The organism is Photobacterium sp. WH77, assembly GCF_022014395.1.
GTDB classification, from domain to species: Bacteria; Pseudomonadota; Gammaproteobacteria; order Enterobacterales; family Vibrionaceae; genus Photobacterium; species Photobacterium arenosum.
The window spans coordinates 50,380-69,259 of the sequence record NZ_JAKLTE010000007.1 but is presented as its reverse complement, the minus strand read 5'-3'; the positions used below and the strand labels follow the sequence as shown (position 1 = coordinate 69,259).

Annotated in this window: 14 protein-coding genes; 6 read left to right on the top strand and 8 right to left on the bottom strand. The window is 54.6% G+C overall.

Annotated elements, in window-relative coordinates:
• Positions 1-28: 28 nt before the first annotated feature.
• The 5 genes from hslU to priA form a co-directional block, all read right to left on the bottom strand.
• Entirely contained in the window at positions 29-1,360 is a 1,332-nt protein-coding gene (gene hslU / locus L6J37_RS09600; RefSeq protein WP_237794894.1) for an HslU--HslV peptidase ATPase subunit, read from the bottom strand.
• A 9-nt stretch (positions 1,361-1,369) separates the two neighbouring features.
• Positions 1,370-1,897, bottom strand: coding sequence for an ATP-dependent protease subunit HslV (hslV, locus tag L6J37_RS09595; RefSeq protein WP_027250611.1), 528 nt, complete (start codon positions 1,895-1,897; stop codon positions 1,370-1,372).
• A gap of 199 nt (positions 1,898-2,096) precedes the next feature.
• Positions 2,097-2,750, bottom strand: coding sequence for an SPOR domain-containing protein (locus L6J37_RS09590; RefSeq protein WP_237794893.1), 654 nt, complete (start codon positions 2,748-2,750; stop codon positions 2,097-2,099).
• A gap of 161 nt (positions 2,751-2,911) precedes the next feature.
• Complete coding sequence (gene cytR, locus L6J37_RS09585) at positions 2,912-3,925, bottom strand: DNA-binding transcriptional regulator CytR (RefSeq protein ID WP_192015955.1); 1,014 nt, start codon at positions 3,923-3,925, stop codon at positions 2,912-2,914.
• A gap of 177 nt (positions 3,926-4,102) precedes the next feature.
• The gene (priA, locus tag L6J37_RS09580; protein ID WP_237794892.1) at positions 4,103-6,301 is read right to left on the bottom strand and encodes a primosomal protein N'; all 2,199 of its coding nucleotides are present in this window, start codon (positions 6,299-6,301) and stop codon (positions 4,103-4,105) included.
• Positions 6,302-6,530: 229 nt separating this feature from the next.
• Here priA and rpmE point away from each other — a divergent pair, with 229 nt between their 5' ends.
• Both rpmE and L6J37_RS09570 read left to right on the top strand, forming a co-directional pair.
• Positions 6,531-6,743, top strand: coding sequence for a 50S ribosomal protein L31 (gene rpmE, locus L6J37_RS09575; protein WP_192015953.1), 213 nt, complete (start codon positions 6,531-6,533; stop codon positions 6,741-6,743).
• A gap of 260 nt (positions 6,744-7,003) precedes the next feature.
• Positions 7,004-8,251 carry a malic enzyme-like NAD(P)-binding protein gene (locus L6J37_RS09570; RefSeq protein ID WP_161445616.1) on the top strand — a complete coding sequence of 416 codons (1,248 nt, stop codon included), beginning with the start codon at positions 7,004-7,006 and terminating at the stop codon, positions 8,249-8,251.
• Positions 8,252-8,328: 77 nt separating this feature from the next.
• Here the strand turns inward: L6J37_RS09570 and metJ are convergent, their stop codons facing one another.
• On the bottom strand, positions 8,329-8,646 hold the full coding sequence (metJ, locus tag L6J37_RS09565; RefSeq protein WP_027250617.1) for a met regulon transcriptional regulator MetJ: 318 nt from the start codon (positions 8,644-8,646) through the stop codon (positions 8,329-8,331).
• A 188-nt stretch (positions 8,647-8,834) separates the two neighbouring features.
• Here metJ and L6J37_RS09560 point away from each other — a divergent pair, with 188 nt between their 5' ends.
• The 3 genes from L6J37_RS09560 to metF all read left to right on the top strand — a co-directional run bounded on the left by L6J37_RS09560 (position 8,835) and on the right by metF (position 13,590).
• Entirely contained in the window at positions 8,835-10,004 is a 1,170-nt protein-coding gene (locus L6J37_RS09560) for an O-succinylhomoserine (thiol)-lyase (protein WP_237794887.1), read from the top strand.
• Positions 10,001-12,406 carry a bifunctional aspartate kinase/homoserine dehydrogenase II gene (locus L6J37_RS09555; protein WP_237794885.1) on the top strand — a complete coding sequence of 802 codons (2,406 nt, stop codon included), beginning with the start codon at positions 10,001-10,003 and terminating at the stop codon, positions 12,404-12,406. Before L6J37_RS09560 ends, L6J37_RS09555 begins: the two co-directional genes overlap by 4 nt.
• Positions 12,407-12,687: 281 nt before the next feature.
• A complete protein-coding gene (gene metF, locus L6J37_RS09550; protein ID WP_192015950.1) occupies positions 12,688-13,590 on the top strand; it encodes a methylenetetrahydrofolate reductase in 903 nt (300 codons plus the stop codon).
• A 135-nt stretch (positions 13,591-13,725) separates the two neighbouring features.
• Here the strand turns inward: metF and L6J37_RS09545 are convergent, their stop codons facing one another.
• Positions 13,726-14,298 (bottom strand): PadR family transcriptional regulator, encoded by a 573-nt coding sequence (locus L6J37_RS09545; protein WP_120513767.1) that lies wholly within the window; start codon positions 14,296-14,298, stop codon positions 13,726-13,728.
• A gap of 367 nt (positions 14,299-14,665) precedes the next feature.
• Positions 14,666-17,299, bottom strand: coding sequence for a phosphoenolpyruvate carboxylase (gene ppc, locus L6J37_RS09540; RefSeq protein ID WP_237794883.1), 2,634 nt, complete (start codon positions 17,297-17,299; stop codon positions 14,666-14,668).
• Between the two features lie 559 nt (positions 17,300-17,858).
• On the opposite strand from ppc, the gene argC reads away from it, so the two are divergent.
• On the top strand, positions 17,859-18,872 hold the full coding sequence (gene argC / locus L6J37_RS09535; protein ID WP_237794881.1) for an N-acetyl-gamma-glutamyl-phosphate reductase: 1,014 nt from the start codon (positions 17,859-17,861) through the stop codon (positions 18,870-18,872).
• Positions 18,873-18,880: the final 8 nt, after the last annotated feature.

Below are 18,880 nucleotides of genomic sequence, written 5' to 3'. Positions count from 1 at the left end.
AACCGAGTGGCTAAGTTAACTACTCGGGTTACAGGATGAAGCGGCTGAGATCTTCGTCTTCCACCAGCTCGCCCAGATGGGCATGCACATAGGCTTTATCGATGATCTGCTCTTTACCGCCCTGCTCGGAGGCATCATAAGAGAGCTCTTCCATCAGGCGCTCCAGCACAGTGTGCAGACGGCGGGCACCGATATTTTCGGTGCGCTCGTTGACCTGCCAGGCCGCATCGGCAATCTGGGCAATGCCATCTTCAGTAAAGCTGATGGTGACATTTTCCGTGGCCATCAGGGCGCGGTACTGCTCGGTCAGCGACGCGTTCGGCTCGGTCAGGATACGCTTGAAGTCTTCGCTGGTCAGGGCTTCAAGTTCAACACGAATTGGCAGACGGCCCTGCAGCTCCGGGATCAGATCAGACGGACGTGCTACCTGGAAGGCGCCGGACGCGATGAACAGGATATGATCGGTTCTGACCATGCCATGTTTGGTCGAGACCGTCGAACCTTCCACCAGCGGCAGCAGGTCACGCTGGACCCCTTCGCGGGACACATCCGGGCCAGAGCTTTCGCCACGCTTACAGATTTTGTCGATCTCATCAATGAAGACGATACCGTTGTTCTCAACTGCGTGGATAGCCAGCTCTTTCAGCTCTTCCTGATTAACCAGCTTGGAGGCCTCATCTTCGGTCACCGCTTTGAGCGCATCTTTGATTTTCATCTTGCGCTTTTTGGTGGTGTTGCCCGCCAGATTCTGGAACATGCCCTGCAGCTGATTGGTCATTTCTTCCATGCCGGGAGGGGCCATGATCTCGACACCCATCTGAGGGGCGGCCACGTCAATTTCTATTTCCTTGTCATCCAGCTTGCCTTCGCGCAGCTTTTTGCGAAATGACTGACGGGTGGCCGAATTGGTGTCGCTTTCTTCATTCTTGCCCCAGGCATCACGCGGGGGCGGGAGCAACACATCCAGGATGCGGTCTTCTGCCAGCTCTTCAGCGTGGAAGCGGACTTTTTCGGTGGCCTGCTGATGGGTCATTTTGACCGCAACGTCAGTCAGATCGCGGATGATGGTTTCCACTTCTTTACCGACATAACCGACTTCGGTGAATTTGGTGGCTTCAACCTTGATGAAAGGGGCGTTGGCCAGTTTAGCCAGACGGCGGGCGATTTCGGTTTTACCGACACCGGTCGGCCCTATCATCAGGATGTTTTTCGGGGTCACTTCAACGCGCAGCTCTTCCGGCAGCTGCATGCGACGCCAGCGGTTACGCAGCGCAATAGCCACAGCACGCTTGGCCTTGTCCTGGCCGATAATATGGCGGTTCAGTTCATGAACAATTTCGCGGGGAGTCATTTCAGACATGGGGAATCCTTACTGGGTATCGAGTTCTTCAACAGTCTGGAAGTCATTGGTGTAAACGCAGATATCACCAGCAATGGTCAGCGACTTCTCAGCTATGGTGCGAGCATCCAGCTCGGTGTTTTCCAGCAGCGCCCGGGCTGCGGATAACGCAAAATTACCGCCTGAGCCAATGGCAATCAGGTCGTTTTCCGGCTGAACCACATCACCGTTACCTGTGATGATCAGCGAGGCGGTGGCATCCGCAACGGCCAGTAAGGCTTCCAGGCGGCGCAGGCTACGGTCGGTACGCCAGTCTTTTGCCAGTTCGACCGCGGCTTTCATCAGGTGCCCCTGGTGCATTTCCAGCTTGCGTTCGAAACGCTCAAACAGGGTGAAGGCATCGGCGGTACCGCCGGCGAATCCTGCCAGTACCTGATTGTTGTATAAGCGGCGGACTTTGCGGGCATTGCCCTTCATGACGGTATTGCCCAGTGAGACCTGGCCATCACCGGCGATGACGACTTTTCCATTGCGACGTACAGAGACTATGGTTGTCACGGTATTACCTCTTAGCATCAGTCCGGCTCGTGGGCCGGTATGGGTATAGCCGCAGATCTGGGGATGGTGGTTTCCGATTTCAAGGCAAACGAAACAATCTGCGCGGTGAAGGCCATAAAAAAAGGATGCCTTGGCAGCGTTTTGTCTGCTTCAGCATCCTTAATCAGTGTAGTTAGCCGTTATCAGGTCAGCAAACGACTCAGGCGTCCCAGTACCAGATGGCGCAAGGTTCAATCCCGGCCCGACGCAGCATATTGCGATCACTTTCGGCTTTGCGTTTCTGCGGGTATGGGCCGAGTACTACGCGATACCAGCTGCCTTTTTCACCCTGAGACACTTTGATCTGGCTGGTGAGCCCCTGGAAAGCAATCATGGCTTTGCGCTCCTCCGCCTGCCCTGGCGAGCGGTAAGCGCCACACTGCATCAGATAAGGGCGACCCGGCTTATCCGGTACCTTTTTCGCTTCCACCTGCACTTCTTTATTTTCCAGCTCTTCGATGTAGCGCCATTTTTCTGCCGGTTTAGGCGGTAATTTTTCTTGTTGCTTAGGCGCAGTCACAGGCTTGGTGTCGACTTTGGTGCTGGTTTCCTGCTTGGGTTTGGCGGCAGGTGCAGGCGGCGTTTTGTCTTTGACTGTGACCGGCGGCGGCTTAACCGGGGTCGCATGGGGTGCTGCAGGCTTGGGTGACGAAGACAGAAAATATAAGCCATAGCCGAGGGCAATAACCAGGCACAGGGCGATCAGTGCCCATTTTACCGGGAACTGGCCACTGGGTTTGCTGCTGCGGGAAGGCGTTCTTCTGGCGGGCTTTTTCGCGGCCCGGCCTCGCTTGACGTAATCTTTGGTTGCCACAATGTCTTGATGATTGTTGGACTAATGGTCTGACATGGTACAAAGAAGTGTCCACACTGGCTAGTGTCGGGAAGCCTGTACCTGCCACAGAGGCAGAGCTTCCCGATCATTCTGTGACCTTTTGCTCAAAGTGGTGATTTTTTCAGCTCAGGTCGCGGTGGCTATTGCGGCTTGGTTGGCGGCGGCGCGGCACTTTCCCGGATGACCAGCTTGGCATCCAGCAGGCGCGAACCGGCAGCTATGTCCTTACCTTGCAGTATGTCCAGCAGCATCAGCATCGACTGACGGCCAATTTCATAGCGTGGCTGCGACACTGTGGTCAGCGGCGGATCGCAGTATTCGGCGAACTGGATATCATCAAACCCTACGATAGACAGATCCTGAGGGACATTGATCCCTAATCGCTTGGCTTGCTGCATGGCGCCGATGGCCATGACATCGTTGTGGCACAGCAGGGCGGTCGGTGGCTCCGGCAGCGATAACAGGGTGGTCACAGCGCGGGCACCGCCGGCAAAGGTGAAATCACTTTTTACCGTGTAAGCCGGATTCAGTTCTGTGCCGGCACGGCGCAGGGCCTGCTGATAACCCTGAGAGCGGAACTGGCAGAGCATGGCACTGTCGGGACCTGTGATTTGGGCAATGTGTTTGTGGCCCATCTGGGTCAGGTAGTTCACGGCTTCAAATGCTGCGGTCAGGTTATCAATGTGGACGGTCGGCAGCTCCAGCTCAGGGGCAAACTCACAGGCCATCACCATAGGAGGCAGGTTTTTCTGTTCCGGTTTGCTGATATCAAAGGGTAAATCCGTGCCCAGCAGTAACATGCCGTCTGCCTGCTTGGTGAACACCAGATTCACGAATGAGTTCTCCCGGCTTTTCTGCTGGCCGCTGTCGCCCAGCAGTACCAGGTAGCCATATTCCATCGCCGCTTCTTCAATCCCCCGGATAATTTCCGTGAAATAGGGATCGCAGATGTCGGGGACGATAGCGACAATGGTTTTGGATTCATTGCGCCTAAGGTTACGAGCCAGGGAATTCGGGGAATAGCCAGCATCCATGACAGCCTGTTCGACTTTTTTACGGGTCGAGGCTGACACTTTTTCCGGGTTCATCAGAGCGCGCGACACAGTCGCGGTAGAGACTCCGGCTAGCTGGGCAACATCCTTCATTGTCGCCATAAATAGTTCCTCTCTAAGACATTTCTCTCAATAATGCTGGAGGATCGCAGCCAAATCGGTGCAGAAACCTGGTCCAACAAGCCTGTTATTGTAGGCGCTTTATGCGGGTTTAAACATGTGCCAAATAGCATAAATTACATTGGGCTTGTGATCCAAATCGCATTAATTATCTTATCTTCAGCTTAAATCCTGAGGTTCGACGTCTAGCGACCAGCGCACTTTCCGCGCCAATGGCAGCAAGTTAATGGCAGGACGGGCCACAGACAGCAGAGTTTGCAGGGTTTTCCTGTCGGGCGCCTGCAGCAGTAACTGCCACCGGTAGCGACCGGCGCGGCGGGAGAGAGGCGCCGGATTGGGGCCCAGCACCAGAGTGTGAGCCTCAAACAGCGGGCTGGCCTCCAGAATGCCGCGCATCTGATGCAGAAACTGCTCGGCCAGCTCACTTTGCGCTGCTTCGGCTCTGAACAGTGCCAGATAAGTAAAAGGCGGCAACATGGCCTGACGGCGTTCTGTCAGCGCCTGAACAGCAAAGTGGTCGTACCCTTTGTAGAGCAGGGCCTGAAGCAGGCTGTGTTCCGGATGGTGGGTTTGCAGCAGCACTTCACCCGGTTTACTGGCGCGGCCAGCACGGCCTGCGACCTGGATGAACAGCTGTGCCAGCCGCTCCGCAGCCCGAAAGTCATTACTGAACAGGGCGCTGTCGACATCGACCAGCGCTACCAGGGTCACATCCGGAAAGTGGTGACCTTTGGCCAGCATCTGGGTGCCGATCAGGATCTGGTACTCCTTGTTTCTGACCGCCTCAAGGTAATTGTCCAGGCTGCCTTTGCGGCGGGTACTGTCGCGATCAATGCGCACGGTACGGAACTCAGGAAACAAGCTGGCGAGCTGGTGTTCAAGCTGCTCGGTGCCGACCCCGACGGTCTGGAGCTGAGTCGAGCCGCACTGCTGACACTGGGGCATGACAGGACGCTGGGTCTGGCAATGGTGGCAGCGAAGCTCGCCGGAGTGCTGATGGTAAGTGTAATACGCATCGCATCGCTTACACTCCGCCAGCCAGCCACATTCGTGGCACATCAGCGCCGGCGCGAACCCGCGGCGGTTGAGAAACAGCATCACCTGATTGCCAGCGCTCAGATGCTGGCGCATACGGGCAATCAGCGGTGCGGACAGTCCTGCCTCCAGATGGAGTCCTTTCATGTCCAGTACCCCGTGACGGGCGGCCTGAGCGTTACCGGCGCGGCGGGTCAGATGCAGGTGGTGGTATTTGCCGGTTCTGGCATTGTGCAGGGTTTCCAGTGCCGGCGTGGCTGAACCGAGCACAACCGGAATGTTTTCTTTGCTGGCCCGCAGCACGGCCATGTCTCTGGCGTGATAGCGCAGGCTGTCCTGTTGCTTATAGGACGAGTCATGCTCTTCATCGACAATAATGATGCCGAGATCCGCGAACGGGGTGTACAGGGCAGAGCGGGTACCAATAATGATGCCGGCCTGATTGTCGCGCCCGGCCAGCCAGGCGCTGAGGCGCTCGGTATCATTCAGGCCGGAGTGAATGGTGAACAGCGGCACATTAAAGCGACGCTGAAAACGGTTGATGGTCTGCGGCGTCAGACCAATTTCCGGCACCAGCACCAGGGCCTGTTTACCGGCGGCCAGCACCGGCTCAATCAGGTTGAGATAGACTTCGGTCTTGCCTGAACCCGTCACACCTTCCAGTAAGTAACAGGCATAACCCGGATTGGCATTGATGCTGGCAATCGCCAGTGCCTGCTCTTCGTTGAGGCGGGGCTTCTCTTCGGTGACGGCGAAATCCGTTGGCCAGTGGGCGCTGGACGCTGTGGTGTGAAAACTGTCGACCCAGCCTTTTTCTGCCAGCGTTTTCAGGGTGGCGCTGTTAACCTCCTGGTCGAGTAAGGCATCGTGACTCAGCGCGCCATGGCGCAGCAGCGTCAGCACTTTTGCCTGCCGCGGTGCCCGTTTGAGCGCTGCCAGAGGTTGTTCCTGGCCTTTTTCTGTCAATTGCCAGTAACGAATCTCGGCATTGGCCGGTCTGCCTTTACGTAAGGCCGAAGGCAGGGCATTGGCCAGCGTATCGCCCAAAGGGTACTGGTAGTAGCGGCTGGTCCACTCCAGCAACTGAAACAATGGCGGTTGCCACAGCGGTTCGCTATCGAGAACGGCTTTGAGGGGCTTGAGCTGGTCGCGGGGAAAATCGGACTGCTCCGTCAGGGCAATCACTATCCCGGTCAGCTGCTGACGGCCAAATGGCACCCGTACCCGGCCACCGACCACGGGCCGTTGGCCCGATGGGATCAGGTAGTCGAAGCTTTTGTCCAGCGGAACGGGCAGGGCAACCCTGGCAATGGTGGCAGTCATGGGTATTGGCTGATATCACTTATACTTACAGGTAGATGGCAGTGTACCTTGCACAAGGGGTGAGGCAAAGCAAGACGACACTGCGATTGCAGGTTGATCTGTGTCGGCTGATTGATTATCATACGCCGCCTATTTGTCCAGCGCCTTTGGCCTGGCAGTATTTATTAACCACGTGTGGTGCCCGGCTTTGGATCGGGAGAGCGACACGGCCTTAGCTTAGAGGTTTCCCATGAAACAAGGTATCCACCCAGAATACACAGCTGTAAACGCAAAATGTTCTTGCGGCAACGCTTTTGTTTTTAATTCAACCATGAAAAAAGACATCAGCCTGGATGTGTGTGACAAATGTCACCCATTCTACACTGGTAAGCAGCGTCAAGTGAGCACCGGTGGCCGTATCGACAAATTCAACAAGCGTTTCGGCGCTCTGTCTAGCAAGTAATTGCTTTAAGACACTGTCGAGAAAAGGGACGCATATGCGTCCCTTTTTGCTATTTGCTGTTTCTTCCCGCCTTTAATGACTGATTTATTTGTAGTCATTGACTCCAACCTGTCCACCCCTGCATATCTTCTGGCCTGTCACGGTAATTGTCTTGGTATTACCAGCTTGTGCGAACTAGGATTTTGTGCTGCTATCGAATATGATTGATTGTTCAATACCGAACCGAACAGAACATCCATCCATTCAGGATTCTAATAATTATGTCTGAAGATTTTCGTCAACAAGCACTTCACTATCATGCTTACCCTGTCCCCGGGAAAATTTCGGTTGAACTAAGCAAGCCTGCCAATACAGTAGAAGATCTCGCTCTGGCCTACAGCCCTGGTGTGGCTGAGCCGGTGCGGGAAATCGCCCAGAATGCAGAGAATGTGTATAAGTACACAGGTAAAGGCAACATGGTTGCTGTGATTACCAATGGTACGGCCATTCTTGGCTTGGGTAACCTGGGGCCGTTGGCTTCTAAGCCGGTTATGGAAGGTAAGGCCCTGCTGTTCAAGCGTTTCGCTGGCCTGGATTCGATTGATATCGAAGTGAAACACCGTACCATCGACGAGTTCGTTGATACTGTGGCCAATATCGCCGATACCTTTGGTGGTATTAACCTGGAAGATATCAAAGCCCCCGATTGTTTTGAGATTGAAAAACGCCTGATCGAACGTTGCCAGGTGCCTGTGTTCCATGATGACCAGCACGGTACGGCAATTGTAACGGCAGCCGGTATGCTGAACGCACTGGAACTGCAGGGCAAAGATATCAAAGAAGCAGTGATCATCTGCCTGGGTGCCGGCGCAGCGGCCGTCGCCTGTATGGAACTGTTGATCAAATGCGGCGCGCAGCGTGAAAAAATCTACATGCTGGATCGCAAAGGTGTGATTCACACCCGTCGTGATGACATCAACGAGTATAAGCAACTGTTTGCCAACAACACAGATAAGCGCACCCTGGAAGATGTTATCGAAGGCGCGGATATCTTTGTCGGTGTCTCTGGCCCGGATCTGCTGGCCCCTGAGTCGCTGAAACTGATGGCTGACAAGCCGATCGTGTTTGCCTGTTCAAACCCGGATCCGGAAATTAAACCTGAGCTGGCCCATGCGGTTCGTAATGATCTGATCATGGGAACCGGCCGTTCGGATTATCCGAACCAGGTAAATAACGTCATTTGTTTCCCGTTTATCTTCCGTGGTGCGTTGGATGTGCGTGCCAGCGAGATTAACGATGAAATGAAACTGGCTGCGGTGAACGCTATCCGCGAACTGGCCAAAGAACCGGTACCGGCAGAAGTTGTTAAAGCAGCAGGTGTGGATAAGCTGGAGTTCGGTCCGGACTATATTATCCCTAAACCTATGGATCCGCGTTTGTTGCCACGGGTTGCCAAAGCGGTTGCGGTAGCGGCTGTGGAATCCGGCGTTGCCCGTATCGAAATGCCTGTGGGTTACATGGAAGTGTAATGACATACAGTGTGTGCTTATGATTGAAAAAACCAGCCATATGGCTGGTTTTTTTTTATCTCAAGGCGTTATGTTGATTATTCGTTGATGTCTTCGTACTCAATACCCAGGCTGTCCATGATGGCCTTAGCTTCTGCCGGTAAATCGTCAGGGCGATCTTTGCGGATATCTTCATCCGTTGGCAGTGGCTGGCCGGTGTAGGCATGCAGGAATGCTTCGCACAGCAGTTCACTGTTGGTGGCGTGGCGAAGGTTATTTACCTGACGGCGGGTGCGTTCATCTGTGAGGATTTTCAACACCTTTAATGGGATAGAGACAGTGATTTTCTTGACCTGCTCATTTTTCTTGCCATGTTCCGCATAAGGGCTGATGTACTCACCGTTCCACTTTGCCATTGTTTACCTTCTCAGCGATATAGGGTTTTGAAATATTGTATGGGGGGAATTTTAGCGGCATTTACTGCCACAAGCAAAGACATATAGACGTCTAGAAGTGTTGACGTCTTTTTTAAATCTCGCTAAGGTTGAAGCATCTTACTCTCGTCGGCCTCTGGCCTGGTCCCAGAAACAAGGAAGCAAATTACATGAGTGACAAGAAAACAGCTACTATCGCTGTTCGCAGCGGCATTGAAACCGATCAGCAATTTCGTGCAGTGGTGCCACCTATTTACTTGACCTCAACCTATGGCTTCCCTGAATTAGGGACTTTACCTCAGTACGATTATTCCCGCTCGGGAAATCCCACCCGTAATTTACTGGCAGACACTCTGGCGGAACTGGAAGGCGGAGCGGGTGGTGTGGTGACCAGTTGCGGTACAGCGGCGATTAACCTGCTGGCAACGGCGCAGCTGGGGTCGGATGATCTGGTTGTGGCCCCCCATGACTGCTACGGCGGTACCTACCGCTTGTTCAATACCCGTGCCGGCAAAGGTGACTTCAAGGTGCTTTTTGTCGATCAGGGCAACCCTAAGGCACTGGCTGAAGCACTGGCCAGAAAACCTAAACTGGTGTGGGTTGAAACGCCGTCCAACCCCTTGTTGCGGGTGATTGACGTCGAGCAGCTGTGTTTGCAGGCGCATGACGCGGGAGCGCTGGTGGCGGTGGATAACACTTTCCTCTCGCCGGCGCTGCAGCAGCCTATCGCGCTGGGCGCAGACTTCGTGGTGCATTCCACCACTAAATATATCAATGGGCATTCCGATGTGGTTGGCGGGGTGCTGATTGCGAAAGACAGCGAGCACGCCGAGAACTTGTCCTGGTGGGCCAACTGTATCGGCGCCACCGGCGCGCCCTTTGATGCTTACCTGACCCTGCGCGGCGTACGTACTTTGATGGCACGTATGCGTGTCCATGAAGAAAATTCCGCCCGGCTGCTGGCCTATCTGCAAACCCAGCCGCTGGTGGGTAAGATTTATCACCCCAGCCTGGCAGATCACCCAGGTCATGAGATTGCGGCCCGGCAGCAAAAAGGCTTTGGCTCCATGCTGAGTTTTGAGCTGGCCGGCAGCATGCAGCAACTGGAAGTTTTTGTGGCGTCTTTGCACGATTTCTCTCTGGCTGAGTCACTGGGCGGCACGGAGAGCCTGATTGCGCATCCTGCCAGCATGACCCACCGTGCCATGTCGGATGAGGCGCAGCGCGAGGCCGGTATCTTGCCGTCGTTGCTGCGTCTGTCTGTGGGCCTTGAAGATGCTGATGATTTGATTGCCGATCTGGCTCAGGCCTTTACCAAAGCGGCGGAGGTCAGTGAATGACCCTGACACGTCAGCTGCACAAATTTGGCGGCAGCAGTTTAGCGGATGCCAGCTGTTACCGTAATGTCGTCCATATTCTCGAGCAGTATTCCAGCGCCGATGATCTGGTGGTGGTCTCGGCAGCCGGTAAAACAACCAACCGACTGATTCAGTGGCTGTCTTTGCTGAGCAAAGATGGCCGGCTGGCGCATGAAAGCCTGCAGGATTTGCGCACCTTCCAGCAGCACCTCATCGAAGAGCTGCTAGAGGAAACCGTGGCGGATGAGCTGTTAACCTCGCTGCATCTGGAGTTCAGTGAGCTGGGTCAGCTTACTGACAGCGAGATCACCCCGGCCAGACAAGCCTGGGTACTCGGACACGGTGAACTCTGGTCCTCCCGATTACTGGCCGCACTGCTGACACACAAAGGCATGGCGGCACGTGCGCTGGACTCGCGGAGTTTCCTGCGTGCCGAGCGCGCCGCTCAGCCGGAAGTTGACCGCGGCCGTTCACTGCCGTTGCTGCAAAATGAGCTGGCACAGCACAGTGGTCATCGCATGGTGATCACAGGTTTTATGGCCAGCAATCAAGCCGGAGAAACCGTACTGCTGGGGCGCAATGGTTCGGATTATTCCGCCACTGTTATCGGCGCCCTGGCCGGTGTCAGCCGGGTGACCATCTGGAGTGATGTCGCCGGTGTCTACAGTGCGGATCCCCGTCTGGTCAGTGATGCTTGTCTGTTGCCCTTGCTGCGTCTTGATGAGGCCGACGAGCTGGCTCGTCTGGCGGCTCCTGTGCTGCACAGCCGCACGCTGCAACCTGTGGCCCAGAGTGCCATCGACCTGACACTGCGCTGCAGCCTGCAGCCGGAATCTGGCTCGACCCGTGTGGAGCGGGTACTGGCATCTGGCCGTGGCGCCAAAATCATTACCTCTCTGGATGAGGTCTGTCTGCTGGAGCTGTCTGTCTCCCGTGCCCAGACGCTGGAGCAGGTGGAGCGCGAGCTGGCGACTCTGCTGCCGAAAGCGCAGCTGATCCCGCTGGCTCAAGCGGTGGAAACCGACAAAGGACAGATTCTGCTGGCATATACCGCCGAAGTGGCCAACGGGGTACTGGCACTGCTGCAGGACAGCGGTTTACCGGCCGAGATCCGTTTGCGCGACGGTTTTACTATGGTGGCCGCGGTAGGGGCCGGGGTGGTGATAAACCCTGTGCACTGTCATGGCTTCCAGCAGCAGTTGAAAGGCCAGCCGGTCGAATTTATTGCCGAAGCCGAATCCGGGCTGAGTCTGGTGGCGGTGCTGCGGCAGGCCGATACCCAGGCCCTGGTTCAGCTGATTCACCAAAATTTGTTCCAGGCGCAAAAGCGTATCGGTCTGATCTTGTGCGGCAAGGGCAATATCGGCAGCCGCTGGCTGGAGTTGCTGGAAGAAGAAAAGGTGGCGCTGGAAAAGCGTCACGGCATGAGCTTTACCCTGATAGGGGTGGCCGACAGCCGGCGCTACTGGCTTAATCTGCAGGGCATTGAGCCAGTTCAGGCTCTGACCCGGTTTGATGATGAAGCCACAGACGGCACGGACTGGCTCCCGGCTCTGGGGCAGCATGACTATGATGAGCTGGTGGTACTGGATGTCACCGCCAGCAAAGCACTGTCTGAGCGTTACCCGGAATTTGCCAGCCACGGCCTGCATCTGATTTCTGCCAACAAAGTCGCCGGTTCTGCAAAAGGCAAAGTCTACCGCGCTGTGGTGGATGCGTTCGAGAAAAGCAGCCGCCACTGGCTGTATAACGCCACTGTGGGGGCCGGATTGCCGGTCAATCATACGGTCAAAGATTTGCGCGACAGCGGGGATACGATTATTGCCGTATCCGGCATTTTCTCGGGCACTCTGTCCTGGCTGTTCCAGCAGTTCGACGGCAGCCTGCCTTTCAGTCAGTTGCTTGAACAGGCCTGGCAGCAGGGGCTGACGGAGCCGGATCCCCGCCACGATCTGGACGGCAGCGACGTGATGCGAAAGCTGGTGATTTTAGCGCGTGAATCCGGACTGGCACTGGAGCCTGAACAGGTCAAAGTTGAGTCATTGGTGCCAGAGGAGCTGGAAGCCCTGAGTCTGGACGCCTTTTTTGAGCAAAGTGATGTGCTTGATGAGCGCTTGCAGGCGCGCCTGAGCAAAGCGCAGCGTGAGGGAAAAGTCCTGCGCTATATCGCGCGGCTGGACAAAAATGGTCACGCCGTGGTGGGCCTGGAAGCGCTGGAGCCTGAGCATGCGCTGGCGAACCTACTGCCGTGCGACAACATCTTTGCGATTGAAAGCCGCTGGTACCGGGACAATCCGCTTGTTATCCGCGGTCCTGGTGCGGGCAGGGATGTGACGGCAGGGGCGTTATTGTCGGATTTGAACCGACTGGCCCGGCTTTTGTAAGATTTTCCCGTTATGAGATAGATCCAAAGGGTAGCCTTGCGCTGCCCTTTTTGTTTCTTGTTGCTGTTTTTTCCCAGCATTGGTGCTGCCTGGCGGGCAATCGGCATAGTAAAACTCTGGACTTGAATAAACTGGGTTTTGATGTTGAGAAAAATTCATGTTCACGCGGTTGACATTAATTTGGTTACAAGACATTCTGTGGACATATAGACGTCTAAATGGTTGTTTGGCGTCAGAGTTCAGAGGGAAGGCCGCAGGCCAGCAGCAGGAAGGTTTCAATTATGGGTTATTCTTACGCCAGTCACTTGGATGCGTTAAATCAAAACATCGCCGATTTGAACGGCGCAATCAATGTATCATTTGAATTCTTTCCGCCAAGTTCGCCTGCGATGGAAGAAACCCTCTGGTCATCAATCCATCGTCTGAAAACGCTCAAGCCGAAATTTGTGTCTGTGACTTACGGTGCCAACTCAGGCGAGCGTGACCGTACCCACTCGATCATCAAAGACATCAAAGATCAGACCGGCCTGCTGGCCGCGCCTCACCTGACCTGTATCGATGCCACGCGTGATGAACTGCGTGCCATCGCCCGTGACTACTGGAAAAGCGGGATACGCAATATCGTGGCGCTGCGGGGCGATTTGCCGCCACAGGGCGGTAAGCCGGATATGTATGCGGTCGATTTAGTCGAGCTGCTGCGTGAAGAAGCGGATTTTGATATTTCTGTGGCGGCTTACCCTGAAGTGCACCCGGAAGCGAAAAGTGCCCAGGCCGACCTGATTAACCTCAAGCGTAAAGTCGATGCCGGTGCCAGCCGTGCAATCACTCAGTTCTTTTTTGATGTTGAAAGCTACCTGCGCTTTCGTGATCGCTGTGTTGCCGCCGGTATTGATGTCGAAATCGTCCCGGGCATCTTGCCTGTGGTGAACATGAAGCAGGCCAAGCGCTTCGCGCAGGCCAACAATGTGAAAATCCCTAACTGGTTAGAGAAACAATATCAGGGGCTGGATGACGATTTACTGAGCCGTCAGATGGTCGGGGCCAGTAACGCGATTGATATGGTGCGGGTACTGAGCCGTGAAGGGGTTAAAGATTTCCATTTCTACACCCTTAACCGTGCTGAGCTGACTTATGCGATTTGCCATACCTTAGGTGTGCGTGCCGAAGCTGACGTCATTGCCTGATGACAGTAGCGGGCAGGAAAAGAAAAAGCCGCATTGCGGCTTTTTTTGTATCTGGCTGGCAGATGACGAATCGGCCCTGATGAGTAGCTGAGGAGCCGATAGGTCACTGATGCCAGTGTATCAGGGTCTGCAGGGTTACTCAGCGGCCATGGCGACATTGCTGTCGGCGCTGTCGATATCTTGCAGTTCTACCAGGACTTCTTCCGCCCAGTCGATCCAAGCCTGTCGGTTATGGATACCGCGACGCAGTGTCAGGCGATCGAGGCGCGACTGACGATCCATTTCTTTGTAATTGGCGAAATGGACTTTTTCCAGCTCGTGGTAATGGTTCATCAGGGTGTGTGATTCCTCGATCAGTGCTTCCAACTGGCGCTGCATAGGCAGTGAGTTGTGTACACCGCAAACCAGGAGTTTGGCAGAGAATTCATCACGAATGGTCGGATTGCGGGCAGGCTCCTGGAACCACTCAAACAGCGCCTGACGGCCCAGATCAGTGATAGAGTAGACCTTGCGATCCGGCTTGCCTTCCTGAGGTTCCAGTTTGCAGGTAACCTGATTGTTGGTGGCCATTTTGTTTAGCTCACGGTAAACCTGCTGGTGACTGGCTTTCCAGAAATAGCCGATACTGTGAGAAAACTCTTTAGTTATGTCGTAGCCGGTCGCGTCGCGCGAACTCAGCACGGTCAATATGACGTGTGGTAGTGACATCTCTTCTATCCGTTAAAATACTACAAAAAAATAAACCGACCAGGCATAACGTTACCCTTCCGCTCTCAGGCGTTTTTATAATCGTCTTGTTGCAGTGCCCGGTCGAGATCACATAGGATATCATCAATTTATTCTCTGCAACCACTGGAAGCATAAATATTCCATGATGAACAGTGAGCAATTACTTATCTTGTGACGCTCGTCCAATTATGTAGACTGCGCGCAGTGCACAAAGTTTCAATCAAATTGATTCACAGCACTCATATAGACCTTAGTTGAAAGGAAGAAAGTTATGCTGTCTAAATTATGGACAAAAAAAACAGGCCACCTGCCGGCGGCCTGTTTGATGTTGCGAAGAGGTGAAGTATTAACCCGTATTACGCATACCGGCGGAAATGCCGGCAATGGTGACCATCAGGGCTTCTTCCAGAATCGGCGATTCGCTCTCCAGCTGGCGGGTACGGTGCAGTAACTCCGCCTGCAGCATGTTGAGTGGCTCAACATACACATTGCGCAGCCGGATAGATTCTGCCCCCCAGGGATCCTGCTCCATCAGGTGATCGCTGTTCTCCACGTTGAGAACCACCTTGATATCCTGTTGCAGTTGATTGCGAAGTTCCTGTCCCAGCGGCCATAAACTCTTATCGGTCAGCCGCTGATCATAGTATTCGGCAATCTGGATATTGGTTTTGCTGTATACCATTTCCAGCATACCTAGTCGCGTTGAGAAGAATGGCCATTCACGGCACATTTCTTCCAGCAGCTCAGAATGGCCCTGATCGATGACATGCTGAATTGCTTTACCGGCACCCAGCCAGGCTGGCAGCAGCAGACGGTTCTGACTCCAGGCGAAAATCCACGGGATGGCGCGTAAGCTTTCTACGCCGCCCTGAGGATTCCGCTTGGACGGGCGAGAACCCAGTGGCAGTTTACCCAGCTCCATTTCAGGTGTGGCGGCGCGGAAATAAGGCACGAAGGAATCATGGCCGCGGACCACCGAGCGATAGGCTTCGCAGGAGACATCTGACAGCACGTCCATCACATCACGCCACTGCTGTTTAGGCGCCGGCGGCGGCAGCAGGTTGGCTTCCAGAATGGCACTGGCGTACAGGTTCAGGCTGTTGACGGCCACATCAGGCAGACCCAGTTTAAAGCGGATCATCTCGCCTTGCTCGGTCACCCGCAGACCACCTTTGAGGCTGCGCGGAGGCTGAGACAGCAGGGCCGCGTGCGCGGGTGCGCCGCCACGACCAATACTGCCGCCACGACCGTGGAACAGGGTCAGTTCAACACCTGCGTTATCACACACATTGACCAGGGCTTCCATCGCGCGGTATTGCGCCCAGCCTGCCGCGGTGACACCGGCATCTTTAGCTGAGTCGGAATAGCCGATCATCACCATTTGATGATTCTGGATGAAACCTCGATACCAGTCGATGCTCATCAGCTGGGTAATCACAGACTCCGCATTATTGAGGTCATCCAGAGTTTCAAACAGCGGGCAGACATCCAGACGGAAGGTGCAGCCGGATTCTTTCAGCAGCAAATGGACCGCCAGTACATCCGAGGCGGTACGGGCCATGGAAATTACATAGGCCCCCAGTGCCTGGCGCGGCTGTTCAGCTACGACACGGCAGGTATCCAGCACTTCCTGTACCGCTTCCGATGGCTGCCAGTTACGTGGCAGCAGGGGACGATTTGACGCCAGCTCACGAACCAGGAAGGCCACTTTGTCCTGCTCGCTCCACTGATCGTAGTCGCCCAGCCCCAGATAGCGGGTCAGTTCAGAAATGACATTCGAATGGCGTGTGCTTTCCTGACGGATATCCAGGCGCACCAGGTGGACGCCGAAGCATTGAATACGGCGCAGGGTATCAAGCAGTAACCCATCGGCAATGATAGACATGCCACACTCATGCAGTGAGCGGTAACAGGCGTGCAGCGGTTGCCACAGCTGATCTATGTCTTCCAGGATGGCCACTTTCGGCACGCTGTCGCTGCCTTTGATCTGAGCATCCAGCACATCGCGGGTCTGGGTCAGTAAAGTCCGCAGGCCTTTGATGATCTCACGATAAGGTTCGTGGGCACCATTGGCCAGTTCGCGCACTTCGCTGTTGCACTCGACCATAGAGAGCTCGCTGACCAGCTCCTGGACATCATTGAGATACAGGTCGGCGGCTTTCCAGCGCGACAGCAGTAAGACTTCGCGGGTAATTTCGGCCGTCACAAACGGGTTACCGTCACGGTCGCCGCCCATCCAGGACGAGAACTTGACCGGTGCCGCGTCCAGCGGCAGGCTTTCGCCAAGGTGCTGGTGCAGTTTCTCATCAAACTGACGCAGAAACTCCGGTACTGCCTGCCACAGTGAATTTTCAACCACGGCAAATCCCCACTTGGCTTCGTCAAGCGGGCTGGGGCGTTGTTTACGGATCACATCGGAATGCCAGGCCTGAGCGATCAGTTGCTCCAGGCGGCGCTCGGCTTTCTGGCGCTCACTGTGGGACAGTTCGCTCAGCTCGAGTTTGGACAGGCATTTGTTGATTTGCACCAGCTTGTGAATCATGGTGCGACGCGCAATTTCGGTCGGGTGGGCTGTCAGCACCAGTTCGATATTCAAATCGCGGACCGCTTGCAAGGAGTCGAGCTCGCCGATCTTTTCATCTTTAAGCTTGGCGAACAGCGAGTCCATTTCATCCGGATTACACACCAGCTCCTCGCAATGGCGAGAAATCGTATGATACTGCTCGGCGATGTTGGTCAGGTTGAGGAACTGACTGAACGCGTGAGTCACAGGCAGCAACTGATCGTCCGGCAGGTTCTGCAACTCTGTGATCAGTTTTTCCCGGTCATCGCTGTTGCCGGCGCAGGCCGACTTAGACAGTTTCCGAATGGTTTCTACTTTCTCCAGCAGTTCGCTGCCATGGGCGTCCTTGATTGTATTACCCAGCAAGTGACCAAGCATACTGACATTGCTTTTTAACGCACTGTACTTTTCGTTCATATCGCATCCATATCGTAATTTTGTTACATCCAATCGCCAAGGCGTAGCCAACAATCTAGCCTTCATTGGGGCGAAAGGTCAATAAGTGCACCCTTTTTAGACCAAAATCCCACCAGTTTATCCTGCATAAGGGCGTTACGTGTCTCATTCCTGTAATTTACTTTCTTTATCTTTACAGCTCTAGCGTGCGCTTTAACACTGGTGTTGCGCCAGCAAAGGCATTTTTTCTTCTGCTTCACTTGACACAAAAGGCAGGAAAAGGTAAATATAAAAATTCATTATAAGTGAATAAAAATATTCTCTGCTGCTGTGGGGTTCGCTCGAACCTTTCTCGCCAGAGAATCAGGTTTCACAACCCTTTTATCCGAATGACCAGAGGCCATCAGTAGTAGTATGAACCAGGCGATGAATTACAAGCAGTATTCCTTCCGACGACGCTAAGTCTCTATCGCCTGGTGCCTCTGGCACCTTTCTATTGCGCCTGCCGGCGCCACACGCTAATCACAGTAATCATATTTTCTTGATAGTGAATTTCACAACGATGACAACGGGATCCAATATGTTGAACACATCTATCATCGGTGCCAGCGGTTATACCGGCGCAGAGCTGGCCGCTATGGTCCATAAACACCCCCATCTGCAATTGGCCGGACTTTATGTGTCTGAAAACAGTCTGGACGCTAATAAGGCGATCAGTGAACTGCATGGCCAGTTGCGCGGGCAGATTGACCTGCCACTGCAACCTTTGACGGATGTGGCCGCGGTGGCACAGGCTTCCGATATTGTGCTGTTGGCAACGGCGCATGAAGTCAGCCATGACCTGGCCCCTGTTTTCCTGGCGGCGGGTTGTCAGGTATTTGACCTGTCCGGTGCTTTTCGGGTGAAGGGCGATGAATTTTATACTCAGTATTACGGCTTTGCGCATCAGCACGCGAACTGGCTGGATGCGGCTGTGTACGGTCTGGCGGAGTGGAATGCTGAATCGATAGCCACAGCCCAGCTGGTGGCCGTGCCCGGCTGTTATCCGACCGCGTCGCAACTGGCCCTGAAACCGCTGCTGGCAGCGGGACTGCTCGATACCCAGCAATGGCCTGTGATCAATGCGGTCAGCGGTGTGTCAGGTGCTGGCCGTAAAGCCAGCATGACCAACAGTTTTTGCGAAGTCAGCCTGATGGCATACGGTGTCTTTACTCACCGTCATCAGCCGGAAATTGCCGCGCACCTGGACACTGATGTCATCTTTACCCCACATCTGGGCAATTTCAAACGGGGCATTCTGGCCACTATTACTGCCAAACTGGCACCAGGGGTGACCCCGGAAGCGGTGACCGAAGCGATGGAAGCGGCCTATAACCAGCCGGGTAATCAGGCGGTGCGTTTGCTGGGCAATAACGCAGCACGTTTGCAGGATGTCGTTAATACTTGCTTTTGTGATATTGGCTGGAAAGTGCAGGGGCAGCATGTGATTCTCACGTCGGCTATCGACAACTTATTAAAAGGCGCATCGTCTCAGGCGATGCAATGCATAAATATTCGTAATGGTTTTGCGACATTGACTGCGCTGGCTGGTTAAGTCTGGCT

Excerpts from the sequence above, each read along its gene's own strand:
- hslU (WP_237794894.1), bottom strand. The coding sequence starts at position 1,360 with ATGTCTGAAATGACTCCCCGCGAAATTGTTCATGAACTGAACCGCCAT.
- cytR (WP_192015955.1), bottom strand. The coding sequence starts at position 3,925 with ATGGCGACAATGAAGGATGTTGCCCAGCTAGCCGGAGTCTCTACCGCG.
- priA (WP_237794892.1), bottom strand. The coding sequence starts at position 6,301 with ATGACTGCCACCATTGCCAGGGTTGCCCTGCCCGTTCCGCTGGACAAA.
- rpmE (WP_192015953.1), top strand. The coding sequence starts at position 6,531 with ATGAAACAAGGTATCCACCCAGAATACACAGCTGTAAACGCAAAATGT.
- L6J37_RS09570 (WP_161445616.1), top strand. The coding sequence starts at position 7,004 with ATGTCTGAAGATTTTCGTCAACAAGCACTTCACTATCATGCTTACCCT.
- metJ (WP_027250617.1), bottom strand. The coding sequence starts at position 8,646 with ATGGCAAAGTGGAACGGTGAGTACATCAGCCCTTATGCGGAACATGGC.
- L6J37_RS09560 (WP_237794887.1), top strand. The coding sequence starts at position 8,835 with ATGAGTGACAAGAAAACAGCTACTATCGCTGTTCGCAGCGGCATTGAA.
- L6J37_RS09555 (WP_237794885.1), top strand. The coding sequence starts at position 10,001 with ATGACCCTGACACGTCAGCTGCACAAATTTGGCGGCAGCAGTTTAGCG.
- metF (WP_192015950.1), top strand. The coding sequence starts at position 12,688 with ATGGGTTATTCTTACGCCAGTCACTTGGATGCGTTAAATCAAAACATC.
- L6J37_RS09545 (WP_120513767.1), bottom strand. The coding sequence starts at position 14,298 with ATGTCACTACCACACGTCATATTGACCGTGCTGAGTTCGCGCGACGCG.
- ppc (WP_237794883.1), bottom strand. The coding sequence starts at position 17,299 with ATGAACGAAAAGTACAGTGCGTTAAAAAGCAATGTCAGTATGCTTGGT.
- argC (WP_237794881.1), top strand. The coding sequence starts at position 17,859 with ATGTTGAACACATCTATCATCGGTGCCAGCGGTTATACCGGCGCAGAG.